Below are 21,775 nucleotides of genomic sequence, written 5' to 3'. Positions count from 1 at the left end.
AAAGGGTACTGAAAAGTATCCTTTTTGTTTTATATATCATGGCAAAGAAACAGTTGATACTTGTAAGGCATGCTAAAAGCAGCTGGGCCAATCCCGGACAAAACGATATAGACCGCCCATTAAACGATCGTGGCCACCGCGATGCACCAGTAATGGCCAAAAGACTGTTGCAAAAAAATATTCCCATCAATGCCTTTATAACCAGTCCGGCTAAACGGGCATTTACTACCTGCACCTATTTTGCCGAAACATATGGCCAAAAAGCTGCACAAATTATTGTTGTGCCCTATTTATACCTTGCAGAAGAGGCAGATTTTATTAAAGCCATTCGGCAGAGCGATGATGCATTTCAATCCATTTGTATTTTTGCTCATAATCCGGGTATCACCAATTTTGCCAATTCCCTAACCAATACGCGTATAGACGATATGCCCACCTGCGCTATCTTTTCGGTTACTGCGAATACTAACCATTGGAAAGATTTTTTCAGTAGCTCAAAATCCTACCAGTTTTTCGATTATCCTAAACTAATGCCATAGTTAAATACCAGCACTAGGTTTTTCATAGCATCACCTCTTGCGTCGCAATCACTTCATCTGCAGATTATTTATTCGGCAAACCTGTACCTGGGTTTTTAAATATCATTTTCAAATTGGGCTTAATACAGTTTTTGTAGGCTGTTAACTCAAAACATGAGAAAACTCATCTTTTTTATCTGCTTATTCTTCTAATTTTCAACCTGCGTTTTTAATTATTGTGCATTATTGATACCAAACTAATTGTATGTTTTCAGAAAAATCAGGTACCAACGCGGGTACCCGCTTAACTACCCGTTCTGTACTATTGTGGCGAATGGCGCAGACAGCAGTTTGGTTAGCAGGCGCTGTCATATTATTTTGCTTAATCTTTTACCCGGCTATAGGTTTACTACTATTCTGGAACATTTTAATACCCGTTGCACCTGCTTTATTTGTTGTGGCAACCGGATTATGGCGTAATGTATGCCCACTGGCTACCATAAATTTATTACCCCGCCATTTAGGTAAATCCCAACGGCAAAGACTATCCATAAAACAGCTATCAAAACTACATCTAATAGCAGTTTTGGCGTTGTACCTGCTGGTACCACTTCGCCATGCCATATTTAATGTAAATGGGTTGGCTACCGCTCTATTAATCATCTCAATGGCAGTAATAGGTACATGTATGGGATTTATTTACGAATGGAAAAGCGCCTGGTGTTCGGGCCTTTGCCCCATACATCCTGTAGAAAAATTATATGGTGGCAATGTGTTACTCAGCTTACCCAATGCCCATTGTGGCCAATGTATGAACTGTGTAATTCCCTGCCCCGATTCTACAGCCAACATTAACCCCAATATTAACGCAGGTAATATGTATCAAAAAATAAGTGGTTTGTTTATTATTGGTGGCTTACCCGGGTTTATATGGGGTTGGTTTCATGTGCCAGATAATGCAGGCACTAATACTTTGGAATCTTTAATAGAGGTTTATGCCATGCCTTTATTAGGTTTTTCCGTTACGCTGGTAGTGTATGCTATAGTATCTAAATTGGTTAAGCAGGCATTTCAGCAAAAGCTAATAAGCATATTTGCGGCTGCAGGTGTTAGCTGTTACTATTGGTTCCGCATTCCTGCCTTATTTGGTTTTGGAAAATTTGCCAATGATGGTATACTTATTAATTTAACCCATGTTTTACCTGCTTATACCATGATATTGTTTACACTAACAACCACCGTATTCTTTTTCTACTGGCTGGTTATACGCCAACAAAATAACCGGAGCTGGGTAATAAGGCCACCTTATGGCAAAAGATAAAAAATTGTTTACCCTTTAGCACATGACAGGCTAAATATATTTGGTTTGGCAATTGCTGCCAGTTTGATGCAGTACAAGTGTGCGACGCAAGTAAAGTGGAGCATTGAACCAATAGCCTGGGACAAAAATGGCTAAATATACACTTCCCAATGGTTGACAATTTCTGCTACCCTATTCATTATTCGCAGTAATGGTTTCATCTGCCTTTTTGTACAGCGAAAGAATTTTGGTGTTGGTGCCATTAGTTTCAACCCTTTTAGCAATACCCACCACTTGTAGTTTTTGGGCAGGCAAAAAGAATTTTATAATAAATACGCTGGCAAAAAATTGTAGTATTAATAAAAAGGCAATCAGGTTTACATTTAACGATTCTAATAAAAAAGCGGTAAAGGCAAAAAAGCAGGCAGCCAAACTTAGGCTAATAGTTACCTTAACATGCGAAAAGCCTTTATTCAAAAGTAAATGATGCAGGTGATTACGATCCGGCTTAAAAGGAGATACCCCCTTGGTTGAGCGAATGATAAATACACGCAATACATCTAATAAGGGAATTAATAAAATACCAAAGCCAATAGCCAATGAAGAATTTACGGGGAAGTTTGTGGCGGTGCTGCCAGTATCTATGAACTTAATCAGCAATATGGCATTTACCAGTCCAATAAGCATAGACCCTGAATCACCCATAAAAATTTTGGCCGGTGGAAAATTAAACATTAAAAATGCCAGTAATGAACCAGCAGTTGCAAAGCCAAGAATGGCATAGGGTATCATATTGTTTATATAAAAAAACAAACCAAAGAACACACAGGATACCAGGCCCACAGAAGCAGCCAATCCATCTACCCCATCAATAAGGTTAAAAGAGTTAATAACGAGGATAATAGAAAAAAATGTAATAGGATAACTAAATATGGGATCAATTGCGTTAATGCCGCCAAGCCCCTGCAGGTTATTTATAAGCAAATGCGCTTTAGCTGTAAGGATGATAGTAACAAAAATTTGACCTATCGCTTTTTTCCAAGCCTTTAAAACAAAAATATCATCTATAATACCCAGAATAAAAATGATAAAAAAAGTAGCCAGATAGTATTGAAATTCAGAGTCGCCAAATGTAAAATCACTTACCAGCAATATGCTGATAGACAGACCGGCAACAATGCCGGTACCACCAAGTGAAGAAACCGGATAGGTATGCGTTTTACGCTCATCCGGCAAATCGAACAGCTTATTAATTTTTGCAATTTTAATGATAAATGGCATTAAAAAGAAAGTAACTAAATAAGCAATAAACATGCCCGCTATAACTAAAACCATGCATTAAAGGTTTAAAATCATCTAGTTTTATATTACTTAATTAAGCGCAAAAATAGCAGTTATAATTAACCAATCTATATTAAGAAATTGGAAAGGAAAATCATTACAAGCATCGTTTGAACTTATTCTAATTTATTGTATTACACTTTATTGTATTAATATTCCGTTGTTATTTTGGTAAATGTATTATTATTTACCAGGCAATAAGGCTATCATTTGCTTTACTTGCGTCGCACTCTTGTACGGCAACAAATCATGCAGCTTTTAAAACAAACTGATTTAAGTTAGCCCAAAAAATACACTTACAAAGCTTTGCAATAACTATGCTACAAATTTTTAGGTGCAAAAAACAATTTACTAATCTAGTATAGACACAAAAAAACAGGGCAGATACCCTGTTTTTGTTAAACAATTCAATTTTTTTATGTGCCTACTTTAGCTTTAAACGATCCTCCCGAAATATTGGCCGTGCCCCCCAAACCATCTACAGCAGTGCCAGAGAAGGTGCCCGTAACAATATTTGTAACGGTATCATAACTACTAATGGTAATAGAAACACTAAAGCCCGTGGTAAATGGATCTGCCTGATAAATAAAAGTGCCATTTGCTATACCGGCTGCATCAGTAAAATAAAAACCAGAACCAAGGGACGATAAATAGGTGCCGGTTGTAATTTGGCCTGTAGGTAATATAATAGCTGCTACAAAAACAGAGTCTGCAGTAGCAGCAGATGTACCAAACAGGTAGAGATAAGTTAAGGAAGTGGTGGTATCTATTCTTACATCAGCCGTATCTATGGGGCCATTATAGGTATTGGCACCAACGGTAAATTTCCAGGCGGTATCAGACAAATTAGTGGAATCAATGGTACCACCGCCACCGCCTAAACCAGTACCGGTGCTATCCTGTACATTAATAGTAAAGCCACAAATGCTGGTATCGAATATTACAATAAAATCAGTTGGTTTTTGTAAAATAGGCGTGCCTATTGGTTTTAAACGGATAGTATTAATACCTGTACTGCTAAAATACCCTGAATCGGCAAACATAAACCCATTCTGAAGGTCGGTGCTTATTGAATAGTTACCAATAGAATCTACATCTACCTGTATTTCCACATAAGCTGTATCGCTACCCGGTGTTACGCCATTATAAAAAGTGCCCACCACCTGCGAAGGTAAACAGGTACCTGTGCTATCCTTTAAACTGCCCACAGCATCCAATTGCAATAAACCCGTTTCAAGGCTATATTCCTTTGAGCAACTGTTTAAGAATGCTATACCAAGTATGCCAATAAGTAATAAATATGTGTTTCGCATCATAACTGTAAGGAAAGGTAAGAAGAATAAGCAAAAATATGTCTATACCAATAACGCAGCCATGTTAGATAAATTGTTTCCTTTTGCAAGTTCATCTATACTTCGCAAGGTGGTACTGGTAATTTGTTCCAGGGCTTCATCGGTAAAAAAAGCCTGATGTGCTGTAACCAATACATTAGGAAAGCTCATTAAACGCTGAATGGTATCATCTGCAATCACCGTATCAGAAAGGTCGCGGAAGAAAATATGTTCTTCCTGTTCGTATACATCAATACCCAAATAGCCAATTACACCATTTTTTAACGCGGTTATAACTGCCCTGGTATCTATTAAACCGCCACGACTGGTATTTATCAGCATCATACCTCTTTTTAACATGGCAATGGTTTCGCTATTTATGATGTGTTTGGTTTGGTTGTTTAAAGGGCAGTGCAGGGAAATGATATCGCTCTGCTGCAATACATCAATCAAGGGTACAAATTCCACGCCTGCCGCTTCCAGTTCTTTATTGGCAATTACATCAAAAGCCAGCACTTTACAGCCAAAGCCCAACATATTTTTGCAAAAAGCCTTACCAATATTACCGGTACCAATTACACCAACTGTTTTGCCATGCAGGTTAAAACCAAGTAATCCGTTAAGCGAAAAATTTTGTTCGCGTACCCGGTTATAGGCTTTATGGGTTTTACGGTTTAATGTAAACAACATGGCAACAGCATGTTCTGCCACTGCCTCGGGTGAGTAGGCTGGTACGCGGCAAACATGCAGCTGATTGGCTTTTGCAGCATCCAGGTCTACATTATTAAAACCGGCACAACGTAATGCAATGGTTTTTACGCCTTTTGCTGCCAGTTGTTCTATTACCGCCTTATCTACTTTATCGTTTACAAATACACAAACCGCGGTGGAGTTATTTACCAGGTTGGCAGTAGTACTGTTTAATTGGGCTTCTACAAATTCAAGTTCAAAGCCATAAGTTTGGTTTACGCGGGTAAAAAAGGCTTTGTCGTAAGGTTGTGTTGAGAAGAAAGTGATTTTCATTTTATAAAATTAACAACAAAGCCGCTGCTAAAACACAGCGGCTTTGAAATGAGGGTGTATAGTTTATTGCCCGGCCTATTGAAGAACCCTGAAGTGTGCGACGCAAGTAAAGCATCCTACTTATTCTTTAGCCGGGCCCATTTTCTGTATTTGCTTAGTCTTTAATTTCACCCACCATATTGGCTGGTACTACCCAGGCATCAAATTCTTCGGGCGTTACATAGCCCAGTTTAACGGCCATTTCTTTTAAAGTAGTACCTTCTTTATGCGCTTTTTGGGCAATTTCGGCCGCTTTGTAATAACCAATTTTGGTATTTAAAGAGGTTACCAGCATTAAGGAATTATCAACATGTTTTTTAATATTGGCTTCAATTGGCTCAATACCAATGGCGCATTTATCGTTGAAGCTTACACAACCTTCTCCAATTAAACGGGCACTATGCAGAAAATTGTAGATCATTACCGGTTTGTACACGTTTAGTTCAAAATGACCATTACTGCCGCCAATACCAATGGTTACATCGTTACCCATTACCTGGGCCGCAATCATGGTTAGCGCCTCGCATTGGGTAGGGTTTACTTTACCTGGCATAATAGAAGAACCTGGTTCGTTATCGGGAATAAAAATTTCGCCAATACCACTTCTGGGGCCGCTGCTAAGCATGCGAATATCGTTGGCAATTTTTAAAAGACTTACTGCCACTGTTTTTAACGCACCATGTGCTTCTACTATGGCATCGTGGGCAGCTAAGGCTTCAAATTTATTTTCAGCCGTAATAAATGGCAAACCGGTTAAGGCAGCAATATTTTGGGCTACCAGTTCAGAATATCCTTTTGGTGTATTAATACCGGTACCTACTGCGGTACCACCCAATGCCAGTTCGCTTAAATGAGCCAGTGAATTATTGATGGCTTTTAACCCATGGGTTAACTGTGCAGCATAACCACCAAATTCCTGACCAAGGGTTAGCGGGGTAGCATCCATAAAATGGGTACGGCCAATTTTTACCACATGCATAAAGGCTTTACTTTTTTCGCTTAAAGTATCCCGCAGTTTGGTAATGCCCGGAATGGTAACTTCTATCAGCATCTTATATGCTGCAATATGCATGGCAGTTGGGAAAGTATCGTTACTTGACTGAGATTTGTTAACATCATCATTAGGGTGCAGGAATTTGTCCTTATCAGTTAAGGCGCCGCCTTTTATTACATGGGCACGGTAGGCAACCACTTCGTTTACATTCATATTACTTTGGGTGCCGCTACCTGTTTGCCAAACCACCAGCGGAAACTGATCGTCTAGTTTTCCTTCCAAAATTTCGTCGCATACCTGTGCAATGGCATCGCATTTTTCAGCAGGCAAAACACCCAATGCTGTATTGGTAATAGCAGCTGCTTTTTTAAGGTAAGCAAATGCCTGTATTATGGGTTTAGGCATTTTATTAATATCCTGTGCAATTTTAAAATTTTCTACACTACGCTCGGTTTGCGCACCCCAGTAAACGTGGGCAGGCACTTTCACCTCGCCCATTGTGTCTTTTTCTATACGATAGTCCATAAGGCTTTTATTTAGGCCGCAAAGGTAAGGATGGAATAAGGAATTGTATATGACGAATTAGCATTTCTGCACTAAAACCGATTTTATTATATTACTTTTTGGGGCCCGGCAGATAATTAAGAATGAGGCGTTCCTTGCGTCGCACTCTTGTACTACGGTAACAGTATGCAGCTAAATAAATTTACTACCAATGTTGTTATTGTTTGGCAAAAAGCTTGGCAGCCAGTTTTTCATCGTGGTTGTAAATATCTTTTCTAAAATTAAGCACCCCTTTTCTGTCTACCCATGCCGTAAAATAAGCAATAGCCACGGGAACAGATTTTGGCAATGTTACCCAGGTTTCTTTGGTATTATTCATGGCGGTATCAATGCGGTAATTCGTCCAGGTAGTATCATTGCGCAATAAATAGGCAGCCAGTTTTTTAGGTTCGCCCAGGCGTATACAACCATGGCTAAAACTACGGCTCGATGCGCTAAACAGGTTGCGGTTAGGGGTATCGTGCAGGTAAATATCAAAATTATTGGGAAACAAAAATTTTACCTTACCCAAAGAATTGCTAGCACCAGGCTTTTGTCTAATTACTGGCATACTATCCGATCCTCCGGTACGCTCCATATTATGTTTGGCAAGGTAGGCAGGGTCTTTCCTAATACCAGGCAATATTTCAGTTTTTATAATTTTAACAGGCACTTTCCAGTAAGGACTAAACACAATATATTTTAGGTTGCCCGAGAAAATAACCGTGCTGTTAGCCGTAGTACCAACTATAACATTCATGCTAAAATTCAGGGTGTCTGCATCGTATACATATAATTTGTATTCGGGAATATTTACAAAAATATAGTTATGCGCACTATCTGCCGGCATCCAGCGCATACGTTCCAGGTTAACCAGTATTTGCTGTATACGTTGTGTGGGTGTAACATTCAGCTCTTCAATCATTTTTGCACCAATAGCTCCATCAACACCAAGCCCCATGCGGCTTTGAAACCTTTTTACTGCGGCAAACAGGTTACTGTCAAGAATATTAGTAGAATCGTTAATAGCAAGATCGCCCAACGCAAATAACCGCTCTTTCACTTTGCCAATTATTTCGGCTGATTCACCCAAATGAATAGGCTTTTGCGGAAAGGCAATAGAATCCCAACTGATATTTTTAGATAATTGTACATAAAAAGGTAAAGCATCTTTAAGGGCTTTATACCCTTTGTTCAATGGGGCAAATTCATCTGCCGCCTTATTTTTGGCAAGAATTACTGAATCCAGCAAGGCTGTAAGGTTTACTTTTTTACGGGGGATAAACCAGCCAAGATCTGTAATACTGCTATCCGTTCCGGTATATACTTTGGCAGCATAAACAAAGAATTGCCCGGTTAATGTAAGTTCTGTTTTTAATACTTCATTGCTGCGGTGTTTTAATTTACTATTACCGTTAAATGAATTATATACATCTATTAAACCGGCATTATATAAACTGCTATCCTGTAATGTGCTAATAGTGCTATTTAGCAGGTTAATAAAACTACCCGCCTGTTCACCCAGGCCACTGCTATCAAACCAGGCATATTCATAATTACGTTCTTTATAAAAATCCAGAAACTGCTGTTTGTGTGGTGCAAACAAACTATTACTATCCAGAAAAGCACCCAATTGCATGCTATCTAAAAAAAGATTATTAAAGGAAGTAACCACGGTAACCGTAGTATCTCTTTCTACAGGTTTAGGCTCATTTTGGCAGGCAGCCAAAACTATCGCACTACAAAACAAAAAACGTTTAAAAAGGATTCTCATCTTGGTGTTAATTGGTTTAATAAATATACAGGTACAAATTTGCCTAAAAAAATCATGTTCCCGGCAATGGTTTTCATGGCATCGCCGCTTGTGTCACTCACTTCAGGGTTCCTTTTTTATGGCGTCAAAATCAACTGGTTTATTCATAACAAATAACTTGCCTATTAATTAATTATTTGCCATAGATATTGTAAACTTGTATTTAACTTTAAAAGTATATGCCACTTAAAACTCATAAATATACCAACGGTATTGTTACTGTCATCTGGAAACCGGATACCTGTATACACTCCACCATATGCTGGAAAAACCTCAGGGAAGTATTTAACCCCAGTGAAAGGCCCTGGATAAATATGCTAGGTGCCGATACAGAGCGTATCATTAACCAGGTGAGTAAATGTCCCAGCGGTGCACTTAGCTACGAAATGGATGTACCCGCAGTAAATATTGATGATGATGACTTAATTGTGGCTGAACAGGCATCTATAACCAGTGTAGAAGTAATGCCTAATGGCCCTTTAATTATTGATACCGGCTGCATAGTAAAATTTGCAGATGGCCGCGAAGAAATTAAAAAAGGTAAAACTGCTTTATGCCGCTGCGGTGCATCGGCCAATAAACCTTATTGTGATGGCAGCCATAGAAAAAATGGTTTCGCAGGTTAAATTACAGGCATTTTGCCGGTAATTAAAAAACTTACTACCAGTACACAAACCATGGCTACCACTGCAAAAAGCAATATAAATTTTGCTTTTTGCATCATTTCATTATTAGCAGTTTGAACAGCACGGTAAGCCATACGCAAACCTATAAACAGCACTATTAAAGTTGCAGCAAATAATACCGAATAAAAAGTATATACCGCATTAATGGCGTTTAATAGCTGCATGGGCAATAGTTATATTTTTTTGGTTTGTTTATACCCATTTTTTAAAAGCCATTGCAAAATTTTATCCCGTTGGTCGCCCTGAATAATTATTTCGGCATCTTTGGCACTGCCACCGGTGCCACAATAATTTTTTAAAGTTTTACCCAAAACTTCTAAGTCTTCTTCCTTGCCCACAAAACCGGTAATTAAAGAAACAGTTTTGCCACCACGATGTTTGGTTTCTAATCGTATTCTTAATTTTTGTTGTGCCGCATCAAGTGTTTCCAGTGGGGTATTATCTTCTGGTTCAAATTTAAAATCGGGATTTGTACTAAATACAAACCCATGTGTATCGGGTTTTATTTTTTTACTCATATTTTAAGTATTTATTCAGGTGTACAACCTGCTGCTGCTATATTATTCAAAGCTGGCTTTTAAACTAAGATCAACACTTTTTGCCTGGTGAATTAAACCACCAACACTTACATAATCAACTCCGGTAGCTGCGTATTGAATAATGTTTTCGCTATTAATGCCCCCGCTGGCTTCTGTTTCAAATTGTTTATCAATAATAGTTAATGCTGCAGCAACCTGTTCAGGTGCAAAATTATCCAGCATTATGCGAAAAACTTTTCCTACGCCCATACGGCAAACTGTTTGTACATCAGCAATACTGCGGGTTTCTACTTCTATTTTTAAACCCGGTTTAGTGTGTTGTACATATTCAAAGGCTTTATTAATGGCTTTTTCCAGTCCGCCACAATAATCAATATGATTGTCTTTTAACATAATCATATCGTATAAACCAAAGCGATGATTAGTGCCACCGCCAATACGTACAGCTTCTTTTTCCAATAACCTGAAATTAGGTGTGGTTTTACGGGTATCCAGTAATTGGGTATGGTAACCTTTTAGTTGAACCGTATATTGGTGGGTAAGTGTGGCAATACCACTCATGCGTTGCATACAATTTAATACCAGCCTTTCACAGGTTAAAATGGTGTGTATATCGGCTTCTACTATAAAAGCGGTTTGGCCTGCAAGCATAGCATCTCCGTCTTTTTTATGCCGCGTAAATTGAATACCCGGTTCAACCTGCCTGAAAATTTTTTCAGCTATAGCCATCCCTGCTAAAATGCCATCCTGTTTTATTTTTAAAACTGCTTTCCCTCTTTTCCCTGGCGGTATACAACTTAACGTAGAGTGGTCTCCATCGCCAAGGTCTTCGGCAAGTGCTGCCGTTACCAGCAACTGTAGTTGTTCATCGAAGGTTTTCATAGAAACAAAACTAAGCATAGTATGCTATTGTTGCATTTGAGCCGGCAAAAATAATATGATGCTTGAATGGTTCATGCAGCCTAAATATTGTTTACCAAAATGTACAGCTAATATTTTTTGAACCAGGCAATATATTTTTATGGCATCGCCACTTGCGTCGCACACTTGTACCAAGGTATTACTATCAGCTTTTAACAGCCGGTTTATACCATTGCAAAACATGGGTTATACCAACTTACCTGCTTTGCCGCCATGAAAGAGGAACCCTGAAGTGAGTGACACAAGCGGCGATGCCATGCATAAAAAAAGCCGGTACAACAATGATTGCACCGGCTTTGTATAAAAAGAAAATGTTTTAAAAATCGAAGCCTAAAGCAAAGTACAAGGTGGGTTTACCGCGGAATAAACCATTCATTGGCCATGCTGTATCCAGTTTCATAAAATACCCTAATAGGGTACTACGTAAACCAAAGCCATAACCACCCGCCAGCGGGCCTATGCCACCGGCTTTTTGGCGTACACTTACCGGCGTATTTGGCGCACCTGCATAAATATAGGTGGGGCGCTCAATATTTTTTACACTGCCATTCCAGGCGGTACCTAAATCTATAAACTGCACCAACTGCAGGTTACGTAAAAATGCATTGTTGATGGGTTTATTAAAGAAAGTAGTAAAAATAGGCAACCTTAATTCGCTGTTTAATACTACCGTATTATTACCATTGGCTACGTTTTGTACAAACCCACGCATATTAACCGCCAGGGATTGAAATGCATATTGATTATCGGGTTTTGGCTGGTTGGCACTATTAAATTTAGGACCTACCCAACCATCAACACCGCCCAGATAATAGATCATTTTAGCTTCGCCAAAAGAGAAATCGGCAGCTGCCCTTGTGGCCCAAATAAAGTTGCGGTATATTTTTACGTAGTTCCTGATGTCGGCACCAAGGTTATAAGTTGTTTTACCACTTAAAGAAGAGCCTTTGGAAAGGGGCACACTGTATTCGAAATACACTTTATAGCGTAACCCATTCCATATATTTTGGGTTGGGTTAATACTGTTATCGTATACATATTCAAGCCTTGATAGCATGGAAGAAGCAATAGAATCTTTAACTCCCAATACGCCAGGTTCAGGGTAACCTGTAAAATCTACAGGCCTTAAAACACCTTTATCTGTTCTTAATGCAAAGCTGGCACGGATGCTTCTAATTTCATCGAGCGGGTAAGAAACATTGGCCTGGTATAAATTGGTTACTACCACGTTATCAAAATAATTTAAAATGCTGCCAGGCGCATAAAAGCCACTGTAATTAGTAACATTACTGCGGTAATAGGTTAAACCCCAATCCAGCCTTTTACGGTAGTTTTGAAAAGATAACATTACATCTTTATCAGAAAGTGTGGTACCAAACCTAACACCTCCAATAAACTTAACATCTTCCATTACATCGGTTACGCCCACCCTAAAGCTGAAATTAAGATCGTTACCATTATTAAGCTGTATTGGACCATTGCCCCCCTGATATGGCTGATAACGATTAATAAGAATATTGTTGGTTACACCCGCCAACACATAATCTGCACTAAACTTTTTACGGTAATCAAACAAGGAGGATTTTGATAATATATTCTGGCGTCTTTGAATAATATCATTTACTACGACAGGTACCACTGGTTGGGTATTTTTTGCCGAAGCAGAATCTGGTTTATCGCCGTCAAATTCTGATTCAAATGCAGGTTGCACTTCCTCCTTTTCTGTTTCGGCTTTAACCTCTACTGTTTTGTTGGCTGCAATCCTGTCGCGTTTTAATAGTTCTTTTACATACTCGGTAGGCCGGGCATTTACGTTTCTAAGCCTTAATGCAACAGAATCTACTTTTAGTTTATATAAAAACTTCAAATCTCCTTCACGGCGTACTTCGCTCACCTGACCGTTATTGCCGGCGATACGGCTTTCCAATAGTCCGCTTTGATAATTGGTTAATGGGAAGGTATAAGTAGAATCTTTATACATAGAGAAATAGCTTACACTATCCGGCTCTGGCTTTTGCCATGCAGTTAATGTTGAATCTATTTCTTTATCGGATGGGTTTCTTAGTACTTCATCACCAATATAATAAAGGGTATCCAGACCATCTCTTTGTGTAGCAAAAAAACCTGCCCAACGGTTGCCAATACCATTCTCGTCGTTTACAAAAGTAAAGTGGTTGGTATTGTATTGTGTAGGATAGCGGGCATTACCATATTTTACTTTGGTAAGCTGGGTTATTTGTTTAAAATCGGTATTATTTAACAGATCTACCAGGAAGATATTAAAATGATAATTGCTGGGTAAAACAGTATCGTTACTTGGCGCATCGGGGCCCGGCCTGTTTGATGCGAATAAAACGCCTGTTCTGTTAGGGAAAGAAACAAAGGATGGGTCTAGTTCATCGTACACATCATTGGTAATTTGTTTTACTTTCTGGTTATCTATGCGATAGGTAAAAATATCTGTTTGTCCCTTTTTAACTGCACTCATTAAGAGGGTGTTGGCATCTAACATAAAACCGGCTTCGGTAATTTGCTCAAAGCCTTCAATGGGTTGTTGAAATCGCTTTATATTGGCAATAACATCGTACACAAACATGCGCAATTGCCCTTCTTTTGAGTAGATAACCAATAGGCGGCTGCCTTTGCCATCCCATGCTAAAATGGGATAATTGGGGTTTATATCGCCTATACGGGTACGTACTCCATAAGTAAGCAGGGTTTTTTCTTCGTATAAATTATCTACATATTTTATACTATACACACCCTTTTTAAATTGCACTACTGCATAGGAATTATTTTTTGCATTAGGGTTTGCAGCAAACCGGTAGTAATCGGCTTTATTGGTTTCTTCAATTACACTTAGTTTTCCCTTTGGTGCATTACGGCGTTGTTTAATATCCTGTACATACCGATCTTCCTGATAGACCATAAAATCGGCCAAAACATCTTTAAATTTCTTTTTGCAAATACGCTGAGAAGCGGTATTCAGGTTTTTGTATAAGCGTGCCAGGTATAGAAAATAGGTTACATTTTCGGGCTTATAGGTTTCGGCGATATAGTGCCAGAAAGCATTGCCTGCCAATTCGGGTTTAGTAAAGGCAAACTGATAAAAGCTCTTATAATCGCCACTAAGAATTTCATTTTTTAGCGCATCATCCTTTTTTGTGCTCCAGTTTTCGGCAATATATTTTACATATCCATCAGTTAACCATTGGGGTAAATCCAATAGTGCCTGGTTGCTGGCAAACTCACCAATATCATCTCCAAATAAAATATTATCGGTAAGCATTTTGGCAATGCCTTCTCTTATTTGTAAACGAAGGTTATTTTTATTACCATCAAAGTAGAGGATCATTTTATTGTTTACCAGTTTGGTAACGCCACCGGGATTTTGCCAATCAATACCCAAACCAATATTACTTGATTTATAATCTTCGTAATTGTTATAGATAACCATATTGGCCCGGCGCTGTAAAGTATATTCCACTGCGTTTTCGATTTGTGGTAATTCTTCTTCCGCTACCTGCGAAGCAAATTTGGCTATTTCCAAACCACCCTGATTAAAATAGGTGTAGAAATTAGGGCTTTGATAAAATTTCCAGGTAAATTTCTTGTACTGTATTCTGTTTTTACCAAACTCTACAGTATTTACCTGTGCACCAGCCATAAAGGGAATCAAAGCAACCGATATAAAAATTATAAAAACCAAGCTTCTGCTATTAAATTGCATATCCTTTCTTTAAGTTATTAAAATTAGTATAAATACGGTAACAGACTGTAAAAATAGTGTTATGATACATATTCAAAAATTCACCTTCAGCCCAATTCAGGAGAACACGTATTTGTTGTGGAACGAAAAAGGCCATGCGCTTATTATAGATCCGGGTTGTTATTTTACAGCTGAACAGGAAACCCTGCACCAATTTATAAAAGATCATCAGCTAACACCTGTTCAATTATTAAATACGCATTGCCATTTAGACCATGTATTTGGGAACAAATGGGTTTCAAAAACATTTAATCTTGAATTATACATACAGCCTAAAGAAGAACAGGTGTTGCAATTTGCCCCCAACAGCGGTTTAATGTGGGGGCTTAGTTTTGAGAATTATACAGGACCGCTGCATTTTATTAATGCCGGTGATACCATTTACCTGGACGAAGACGAATTACAGGTAATACTGGCACCGGGCCATTCGCCGGGCCATGTTTGCTTTTATTGTAAAGCCCAGCAATTTATAATTGGTGGCGATGTATTGTTTTTGGAAAGCATTGGCCGTACCGATTTACCCGGTGGCAACCACCAACAGTTGCTGAATAGTATTCGCGAACAATTATTTGTTTTACCAGATGCTACTGTAGTTCATCCCGGCCATGGCCCACAGACCACTATTGGGCACGAGAAAAAGTATAACCCTTATTTGCAGATGTAAATTGCCCAATGCAAAACATGTTGTGTTGATGTTAGATTGAAAAACTACCGGCAAGTGGTTTGGTGAAAAAAGTTTCGTTTTGCCAGATTAGATTTTTATATCATCTGGCATTTGCAATGATCTGGTTTTTCATTTTTCTTTATAGATTTTGCTGCCATTTGTTATGGCGTACAAGAGTGCGACGCAAGTAAAGCTGCATTTGGCAAAAAAGCCCTGGTACAAAAAAGTGTTATCCAATGGCTGATTGAATAGGCCTGCCAATCAAACGATTGCGTGCAAAATATACAGTTGTACAATTGAAGTATACTTATCTTGTGTATCTATTTTTACCAAAAACTAATTTGCTTTGAAGAGGATTTTGCTACTGGCGGCTTGTTGCATTGCCATAACCGGCATGGCGCAAAAGAAAAACAGTGCTTTTGAATTACACATTAAAAAAGCCATTGCAACCATTACCATTGATGGCGTGATGGATGAAACCGATTGGCAGCAAGCCGAGGTGGCAGGCAATTTTTTTATGGTATTACCCATGGATACCAGCCATGCCAAAGTACCCACCGAAGTGCGAATGACCTATGATGCACAAAATCTTTACATTATTACAGTTTGTAACCTGGTTAAGCCGGGGCCTTATATGGTAGAATCTTTACGCCGCGATTTTGCTTTTGGCAAGAATGATAATTTTATTTTTTTTATTGACCCTTTTGACGACCGAACCAATGGTTTTACGTTTGGTGCCAATGCTGCCGGCGCACAGTGGGATGGAGCTTTATACAATGGCGGCAGTGCCGATCTTAGCTGGGATAATAAATGGACATCAGTAGTTAAAAACTATGATGACAAATGGGTGTTTGAAGCAGCTATTCCTTTTAAATCTATTCGCTACAAAAAGGGGATTACTACCTGGGGTATTAACTTTAGCCGGCTGGATATTAAAGAAGCTGAAAAATCGGCATGGGCGCCGGTACCCCGACAGTTTCCTACCGCTTCGCTGGCATATACGGGCAATCTTATTTGGGATGCAGCACCACCCGATGCGGGCACCAATGTATCTTTTATCCCCTATGTTTTGGGTGGCCTTAATAAAAACTTTGATACACATACCAAACCCGAATATAGAAAGGATATTGGGGCCGATGCCAAAATTGCATTAACCTCATCGCTGAATTTAGACCTTACAATCAACCCCGATTTTTCTCAGGTTGAAGTAGATAAACAGGTTACCAATCTGGATAGGTTTGAACTGTTTTTCCCAGAACGCCGCCAGTTTTTTTTAGAGAATGCAGATATGTTTGCCAATTTTGGCTATACATCTATCCGTCCGTTTTTCTCCAGGCGTATAGGTCTTGGAGTACCCATTAATTATGGCGCCCGACTTAGCGGTAGTATTGATAAAAACTGGCGTATTGGTATTATGGATATGCAAACCAAAACAGTAGATGCAACTGGATTGCCTGCGCAAAATTTTGCAGTGCTGGCTTTACAGCGACGCCTATTTGCACGGTCTAATATAAAGCTGATGCTGGTAAATAAACAATCCATCAACTATCAGCCCGGAAAAGATACTACCAAACCTACTTACTCTTTGTATAACCGCAATCTTGGCTTAGAGTATAACCTTGCTTCGGCCAATAATAAATGGACGGGTAAAGCCATGATGCTAAAATCTTTTACCCCCGGCAAATCTAATAACGATTTTGTACACGCCGCCAACCTGCAATACACTACCAAAAAATGGATAGTGGCCTGGCAACATGAGTATGTGGGCAAAAACTATAATGCAGAAGTAGGTTATGTACCCCGCAATAACTACATAAAGCTTAATCCACAGGTAAGCTATTTGTTTTTCCCTAAAAAAGGTAAAGTGTTAAGTCATGGCCCATTGGTTAATTCGGCCTATTATTTTAACGAGAATTTTCACCAAACCGATAATGAATCTTTTCTGGCCTATAAATTTAATTACCGCAAGCAAAACACTTTTATGGCATGGGTAGCACACGATTATGTAGAGTTGCTTAAGCCATTTGACCCTACCAATAGCGGTAAAGATACTTTGGCTACCGGCACCCAACACCGTTGGAATGCATGGGGAACGGAATATGTAAGCAAACCGCAAAAATTATTTACCTATGGTTTTACAACAAGGTATGGTGGTTATTATGCTGATGGTAAACGACTGAATATAACCGCAGACCTGGGTTATCGTTTTCAGCCATTTGTAAGTATTACTTTAAGCACCAGTTATAATAATATCGATTTGCCAAAACCATGGGGTAATACCAATTTCTGGTTAATTGGACCCAGGTTCGATATTACCATGACCAATAAATTATTCTTTACCACGTTTGTACAGTATAACGATCAGCAAAAAAATATAAACCTCAATACCCGCTTACAATGGCGGTATAAACCTGCCAGCGATTTATTCCTGGTATATACTGATAATTATTATCCTGCCCCATTATCTGTACGTAACAGGGCACTGGTTTTAAAGTTTACGTATTGGTGGAACATGTAGCCCATTTTGTACCCGGCAACAGCGCCGCTATTAAGCATCCTTGCGTCGCACACTTGTAGGGTTGCCTAAGCTGCAACAGGATACATGCAATAAAAATACCATCAATGGAATAGCAGATGGGAACTTGCTATTTATGCAACAGACGCTTTGCTTACTGCAATAGCAGGGTTTACGCCCAACTGTTTTAGCAATACAAAATGTGAACGCATGGCGCCCCAAAAACCGGGAATTTCGCGGTACACCATACCATGTTTTGTGGCCACTTCTTTAATAACAGGAGAAATATCTTTATAATGTGTATGGCAAACTTTTGGGAACAAATGATGCGCCACATGCAGGTTAATACCACCTACCAGCCATTGCATAAAAGGCAGGGTAACCGCATAATCGCCTGTGGTGGAAATTACATGGCTGCTCCAGTTGTTATCAATGGTTCTGTCATCCTTTACTTCGGGGTATAAAGTATCTTCGGTAAGGTGGCCGGTTACAAACACCAATGCCAAAAACAACCCGTTTACAAAGTGGCCTATTAAAAAATAGGTAAGTACAATCCATATACTAACATCAAAAACAAATATGGGGATGATAAATACATAGCCATAATACAACACTTTAAAAAATACAAATTCAGCCACAAAAGCGGCATTCATTTTTATTTTACCCGATGCGGCATATTTGGCAATCATCTTAAAATCGCGAAGGGTAGCATAATTTAAGGTAGATAAGCCATACACAAACGGTGCATATAACCATTGGTATTTATGGTGTTTCATCCATTTATCTTCTGGAGTTAACCGCAATATACCGTAGCCTTCAATATTATTATCGTGCTCGCTTATGTTAATATAAGTGTGGTGTTCCTGGTTATGCGATAGTATCCACATATTGCGGCTACAACCCAGCAATTCTATAAAATACCCAAAAAAAGTATTTAGCTTTTTCGATTTAAAAATGGCATCATGGTTGGCATCGTGTGTAATGTTAAAGGCAATCATTACATGGGTAAACATATGTATCAGTCCGCAGGTAACTGCCAGTAGAAAATTATCTTTAGCCAGTATAATGGTAAAATAGGTAATTACCCAGGCCACCAGCCAAAAAGCAACTTTAAAAATCATTTCACTATCACCATAGCTCGATACTTTGTTTTCAGAAAAATAATTGGCTACCGCCTTTTTAAGGTCTTCGGGCAGGCTGGAACATTTGGCGGGCTTAAACTTTACTGGCTGCATATAATTATTCTGTTTATTAGTACAACTGACATTTTTAAATTCACTATTAGCTTACCCATCGTTTACAGTGTTATAAATTGTGTACCGCCAATAGAGGCAGTGCACATGCTCATGTCAATTCCAGATGCATATTGTATGCAACAACAGCTAGAACAGCAGCAACCAGTTAAACAATTGTATTCCTTGGTTTAAAAACTAAGGTTCGAAAGATAGGGAAATTTATGATGCACCAAATAAAGCTTTTAGCTTAAGCACCATAAATAGGGCTATATCTCCATATTTCTTGCCGTATATAAATTATTCGTTATGGGATATAGTTTGCCTAACGCAAAACCATACCCGTTTTACATTGCGTATTTATTACCTAATATTGCGTACTACCAATAGTTTATACAGCCACGGCTATAACAACAATTAAAGCCATTACGGCAAATAGTATTACCATCAGAAATAAGAATTTAGATACGGTAAGGTCTTTTTTGTTTTGCATTATTGATGTTTACTTTTAAAATCAATTTGGTAAAAGTGAATATTGCGCTGCATGTACAAAACAACATTCCCCCTACATATTTAAAGTAAACACATATAAAACTAACCACCACCTTTATTTATAATATATAACTGCTTTTGGCACAATTAAATGTTATAATCACCATAATGCCTGCATAAAACAACCATAAAGCCACTTATTCGTGTAATTGCTTATTGGTTTTATCTATATAATATACTTTATCGCCTTTTATTACACGGGCTTCCCCATTGGTAAAGCAATCGGCAAAATCGTATTGTGGTTGTATTACCCAGTTGCCGGATTTATTTACATATCCCCAAAAACCCTTTTTATTAGATACGGGTGCTATGCCTTCCATAAAATTGCGGGCTGTTGAAAATTCGTAGGCAATGATTAGTTTGCCGTTGGTATTAATATATCCATATAACCCATTTCTGGATACGGCTGCCAGCCCTTCGCTAAAGCTGTTGGCATCTTCAAAAATTTCGTCGGTAACTGCTTTACCGGTACTGTCTATATACAGCCATTTATCTGTTTTTCTAACAGCAGTATAGCCTTCACTAAAAGTAAAGCCTTCGGAGTATTGTGGCTTTATTACTTCCGTACCGTCTATACTAACATAACCTATTAAATTGTTTTTGCTCACTTTAGATAAACCACAAATACATTGGTCTACAAAGTCGTAGTTTTTGGCCCATTTTTGGGCGATTAATTGTTGTACCGGTAGTAATAGTACCAGTAGCAGTAACCGTTTCATGGCACAATTGTTTTAGACATACAAGGTATTCTGTCTTATAGCCCAAAACCATGATGCACGTTGGTTTTTAATATGATTTTAGATAGGAAACCCGCCCTGCGACAACCTGCAAAACTATAATTGCATACAGGCTTCACGTAATTGCTGCATATAAGCGGTTCCTTTTGCCCGGGCAAAAGCAATATTGCGCTCTGGTATGGTACCGGGATTAGGGAAATTGGTTAAAGCTTGTTCCATACCCGCTTCCCTTAGCAGGTGAAGCATGGGGTAAATGGAGCGGTTGGTATAATTGGCGGCATCATCTGCCGGTGCATTGGCAAAACAATAATCTGGGTGAAAGCTGGCTACCTGAAATACCCCTTCGAACCCATGTTTACGCAGGTGTTTTTCTACCAGGGCCACAAAATCCAGGTAATCCCTGAATTTGGTAAAAGCAGTTTCAAAAATTAAAAAGCTGGTAGCAATGGCAGCATCATCCCTTAACTTTTCACATTCCTGCAAAAATGCCTGCAGACAAATCTTTATATCCCGGCTGCTTTCTACACGGTAAGCAATGGTATCGTGGGTAAATTCTTTGGCGGCAAACGGACAAAAATTACAACCAATTACTACTTGCTCAATCCATTTTTTTGTTTGGTTAATAATAATCTCGTTCATACAACTATTGACAGTGGAGGTGTTTTATAATAATAGTTTGGCAAATTTTTCCAGTTCAGCCATATCCATTGGCGAAAAGGCATCATTGTTATCGTATTTCGATTTAAAGAACAATACCCTTTTGTGTTGCGGATATTTGGCCAGTATGGCTTCAATCAATTCGCCGGGCCTGGTATCTTTTTCGTACAAGGGTTTGGTCGGCGGCAGGGTAGATTTATATCTGGTAGGCTTTTTTAGAATTTCTGCTTCCAGGGTGGCCAGTTTGGCTACGCCAAGTCCGGGCACTTTAAGTGCTTTCTGGTACAGGCCTTCCAGTTGTTTTTTACTAAGTCCGCCCCTCTCGTGGTATTGATGAAACAGGCTTTCCACAAAAACCGATGCAGGATAGGCTTCCATGGTAGCTTTTAAAATATCGTTGATAATGTCTACATCAAGTTTTTTGCGTTGCATAAGTTGGGGTAAAAAGTAAAATTAGCCCAAATTAACCAATACGCTGTATTAGTAGCCCGGCAGCATTGCCTTTGGGAGGCTTTACTTGCGTCGCACTCTTGTACGGCAGCGCTACGCGGGGCAAGTTTTAAGTATTACCAAGCAAATTTGATGAATTACGAAGCGAATT

At 38.9% G+C, this 21,775-nt stretch carries 18 protein-coding genes; 5 read left to right on the top strand and 13 right to left on the bottom strand.

The genetic code is table 11. The features are described 5' to 3' along the window. Window positions 1-38 precede the first annotated feature (38 nt). Window positions 39-539, top strand: a complete 501-nt coding sequence (locus tag GD597_RS10710; protein ID WP_171607856.1) for a SixA phosphatase family protein — start codon at window positions 39-41, stop codon at window positions 537-539. A gap of 244 nt (window positions 540-783) precedes the next feature. After that, window positions 784-1,839 (top strand): ferredoxin, encoded by a 1,056-nt coding sequence (locus tag GD597_RS10705; RefSeq protein WP_171607855.1) that lies wholly within the window; start codon window positions 784-786, stop codon window positions 1,837-1,839. Window positions 1,840-2,010: 171 nt separating this feature from the next. On the opposite strand, the gene GD597_RS10700 is transcribed toward GD597_RS10705, so the two are convergent. From GD597_RS10700 to GD597_RS10680, 5 genes are all read right to left on the bottom strand, one after another. Next, window positions 2,011-3,153, bottom strand: a complete 1,143-nt coding sequence (locus tag GD597_RS10700; RefSeq protein ID WP_171607854.1) for an MraY family glycosyltransferase — start codon at window positions 3,151-3,153, stop codon at window positions 2,011-2,013. 422 nt (window positions 3,154-3,575) lie between these two features. Next, a complete protein-coding gene (locus tag GD597_RS10695; RefSeq protein ID WP_171607853.1) occupies window positions 3,576-4,475 on the bottom strand; it encodes a hypothetical protein in 900 nt (299 codons plus the stop codon). Between the two features lie 39 nt (window positions 4,476-4,514). Further along, window positions 4,515-5,513, bottom strand: a complete 999-nt coding sequence (locus GD597_RS10690; protein ID WP_171607852.1) for a 2-hydroxyacid dehydrogenase — start codon at window positions 5,511-5,513, stop codon at window positions 4,515-4,517. 154 nt (window positions 5,514-5,667) lie between these two features. Continuing rightward, window positions 5,668-7,071 (bottom strand): class II fumarate hydratase, encoded by a 1,404-nt coding sequence (fumC, locus tag GD597_RS10685; protein ID WP_171607851.1) that lies wholly within the window; start codon window positions 7,069-7,071, stop codon window positions 5,668-5,670. 196 nt (window positions 7,072-7,267) lie between these two features. Further along, window positions 7,268-8,863: a L,D-transpeptidase family protein gene (locus GD597_RS10680; protein ID WP_171607850.1), complete on the bottom strand. Its 1,596-nt coding sequence runs from the start codon at window positions 8,861-8,863 to the stop codon at window positions 7,268-7,270. Between the two features lie 218 nt (window positions 8,864-9,081). Here GD597_RS10680 and GD597_RS10675 point away from each other — a divergent pair, with 218 nt between their 5' ends. Continuing rightward, entirely contained in the window at window positions 9,082-9,528 is a 447-nt protein-coding gene (locus tag GD597_RS10675) for a (4Fe-4S)-binding protein (RefSeq protein ID WP_171607849.1), read from the top strand. Here the strand turns inward: GD597_RS10675 and GD597_RS10670 are convergent. The 4 genes from GD597_RS10670 to GD597_RS10655 all read right to left on the bottom strand — a co-directional run bounded on the left by GD597_RS10670 (window position 9,525) and on the right by GD597_RS10655 (window position 14,778). After that, on the bottom strand, window positions 9,525-9,752 hold the full coding sequence (locus GD597_RS10670) for a hypothetical protein (RefSeq protein WP_171607848.1): 228 nt from the start codon (window positions 9,750-9,752) through the stop codon (window positions 9,525-9,527). The two genes, GD597_RS10675 and GD597_RS10670, sit on opposite strands and share 4 nt — an antisense overlap. A gap of 9 nt (window positions 9,753-9,761) precedes the next feature. Further along, the gene (locus tag GD597_RS10665) at window positions 9,762-10,106 is read right to left on the bottom strand and encodes a translation initiation factor (RefSeq protein WP_171607847.1); all 345 of its coding nucleotides are present in this window, start codon (window positions 10,104-10,106) and stop codon (window positions 9,762-9,764) included. A 42-nt stretch (window positions 10,107-10,148) separates the two neighbouring features. Then, window positions 10,149-11,009, bottom strand: coding sequence for a carboxylating nicotinate-nucleotide diphosphorylase (gene nadC, locus GD597_RS10660; RefSeq protein ID WP_171607846.1), 861 nt, complete (start codon window positions 11,007-11,009; stop codon window positions 10,149-10,151). 355 nt (window positions 11,010-11,364) lie between these two features. Beyond that, window positions 11,365-14,778, bottom strand: coding sequence for a TolB-like translocation protein (locus GD597_RS10655; RefSeq protein WP_171607845.1), 3,414 nt, complete (start codon window positions 14,776-14,778; stop codon window positions 11,365-11,367). Window positions 14,779-14,839: 61 nt separating this feature from the next. Between GD597_RS10655 and GD597_RS10650 the strand changes: the two genes are divergently transcribed. Together GD597_RS10650 and GD597_RS10645 are read left to right on the top strand one after the other, a co-directional pair. Next, the gene (locus GD597_RS10650; RefSeq protein WP_171607844.1) at window positions 14,840-15,481 is read left to right on the top strand and encodes an MBL fold metallo-hydrolase; all 642 of its coding nucleotides are present in this window, start codon (window positions 14,840-14,842) and stop codon (window positions 15,479-15,481) included. A gap of 346 nt (window positions 15,482-15,827) precedes the next feature. Then, a complete protein-coding gene (locus GD597_RS10645) occupies window positions 15,828-17,999 on the top strand; it encodes a DUF5916 domain-containing protein (protein ID WP_235954262.1) in 2,172 nt (723 codons plus the stop codon). Window positions 18,000-18,130: 131 nt separating this feature from the next. Here GD597_RS10645 and GD597_RS10640 read toward each other — a convergent pair whose 3' ends face one another. From GD597_RS10640 to GD597_RS10625, 4 genes are all read right to left on the bottom strand, one after another. After that, window positions 18,131-19,231: a fatty acid desaturase family protein gene (locus tag GD597_RS10640; RefSeq protein ID WP_171607843.1), complete on the bottom strand. Its 1,101-nt coding sequence runs from the start codon at window positions 19,229-19,231 to the stop codon at window positions 18,131-18,133. Between the two features lie 686 nt (window positions 19,232-19,917). After that, on the bottom strand, window positions 19,918-20,499 hold the full coding sequence (locus GD597_RS10635) for a WG repeat-containing protein (RefSeq protein WP_171607842.1): 582 nt from the start codon (window positions 20,497-20,499) through the stop codon (window positions 19,918-19,920). A 114-nt stretch (window positions 20,500-20,613) separates the two neighbouring features. Beyond that, window positions 20,614-21,156, bottom strand: a complete 543-nt coding sequence (locus GD597_RS10630; protein WP_171607841.1) for a DUF1415 domain-containing protein — start codon at window positions 21,154-21,156, stop codon at window positions 20,614-20,616. 24 nt (window positions 21,157-21,180) lie between these two features. Next, window positions 21,181-21,606 (bottom strand): hypothetical protein, encoded by a 426-nt coding sequence (locus tag GD597_RS10625; RefSeq protein WP_171607840.1) that lies wholly within the window; start codon window positions 21,604-21,606, stop codon window positions 21,181-21,183. Window positions 21,607-21,775 lie beyond the last annotated feature (169 nt).

It is taken from the genome of Limnovirga soli (assembly GCF_013106755.1).
Lineage (GTDB): Bacteria > Bacteroidota > Bacteroidia > Chitinophagales > Chitinophagaceae > Limnovirga > Limnovirga soli.
The sequence above is the reverse complement of the archived record's forward strand: the minus strand, read 5'-3'. Positions and strand labels throughout refer to the sequence as shown.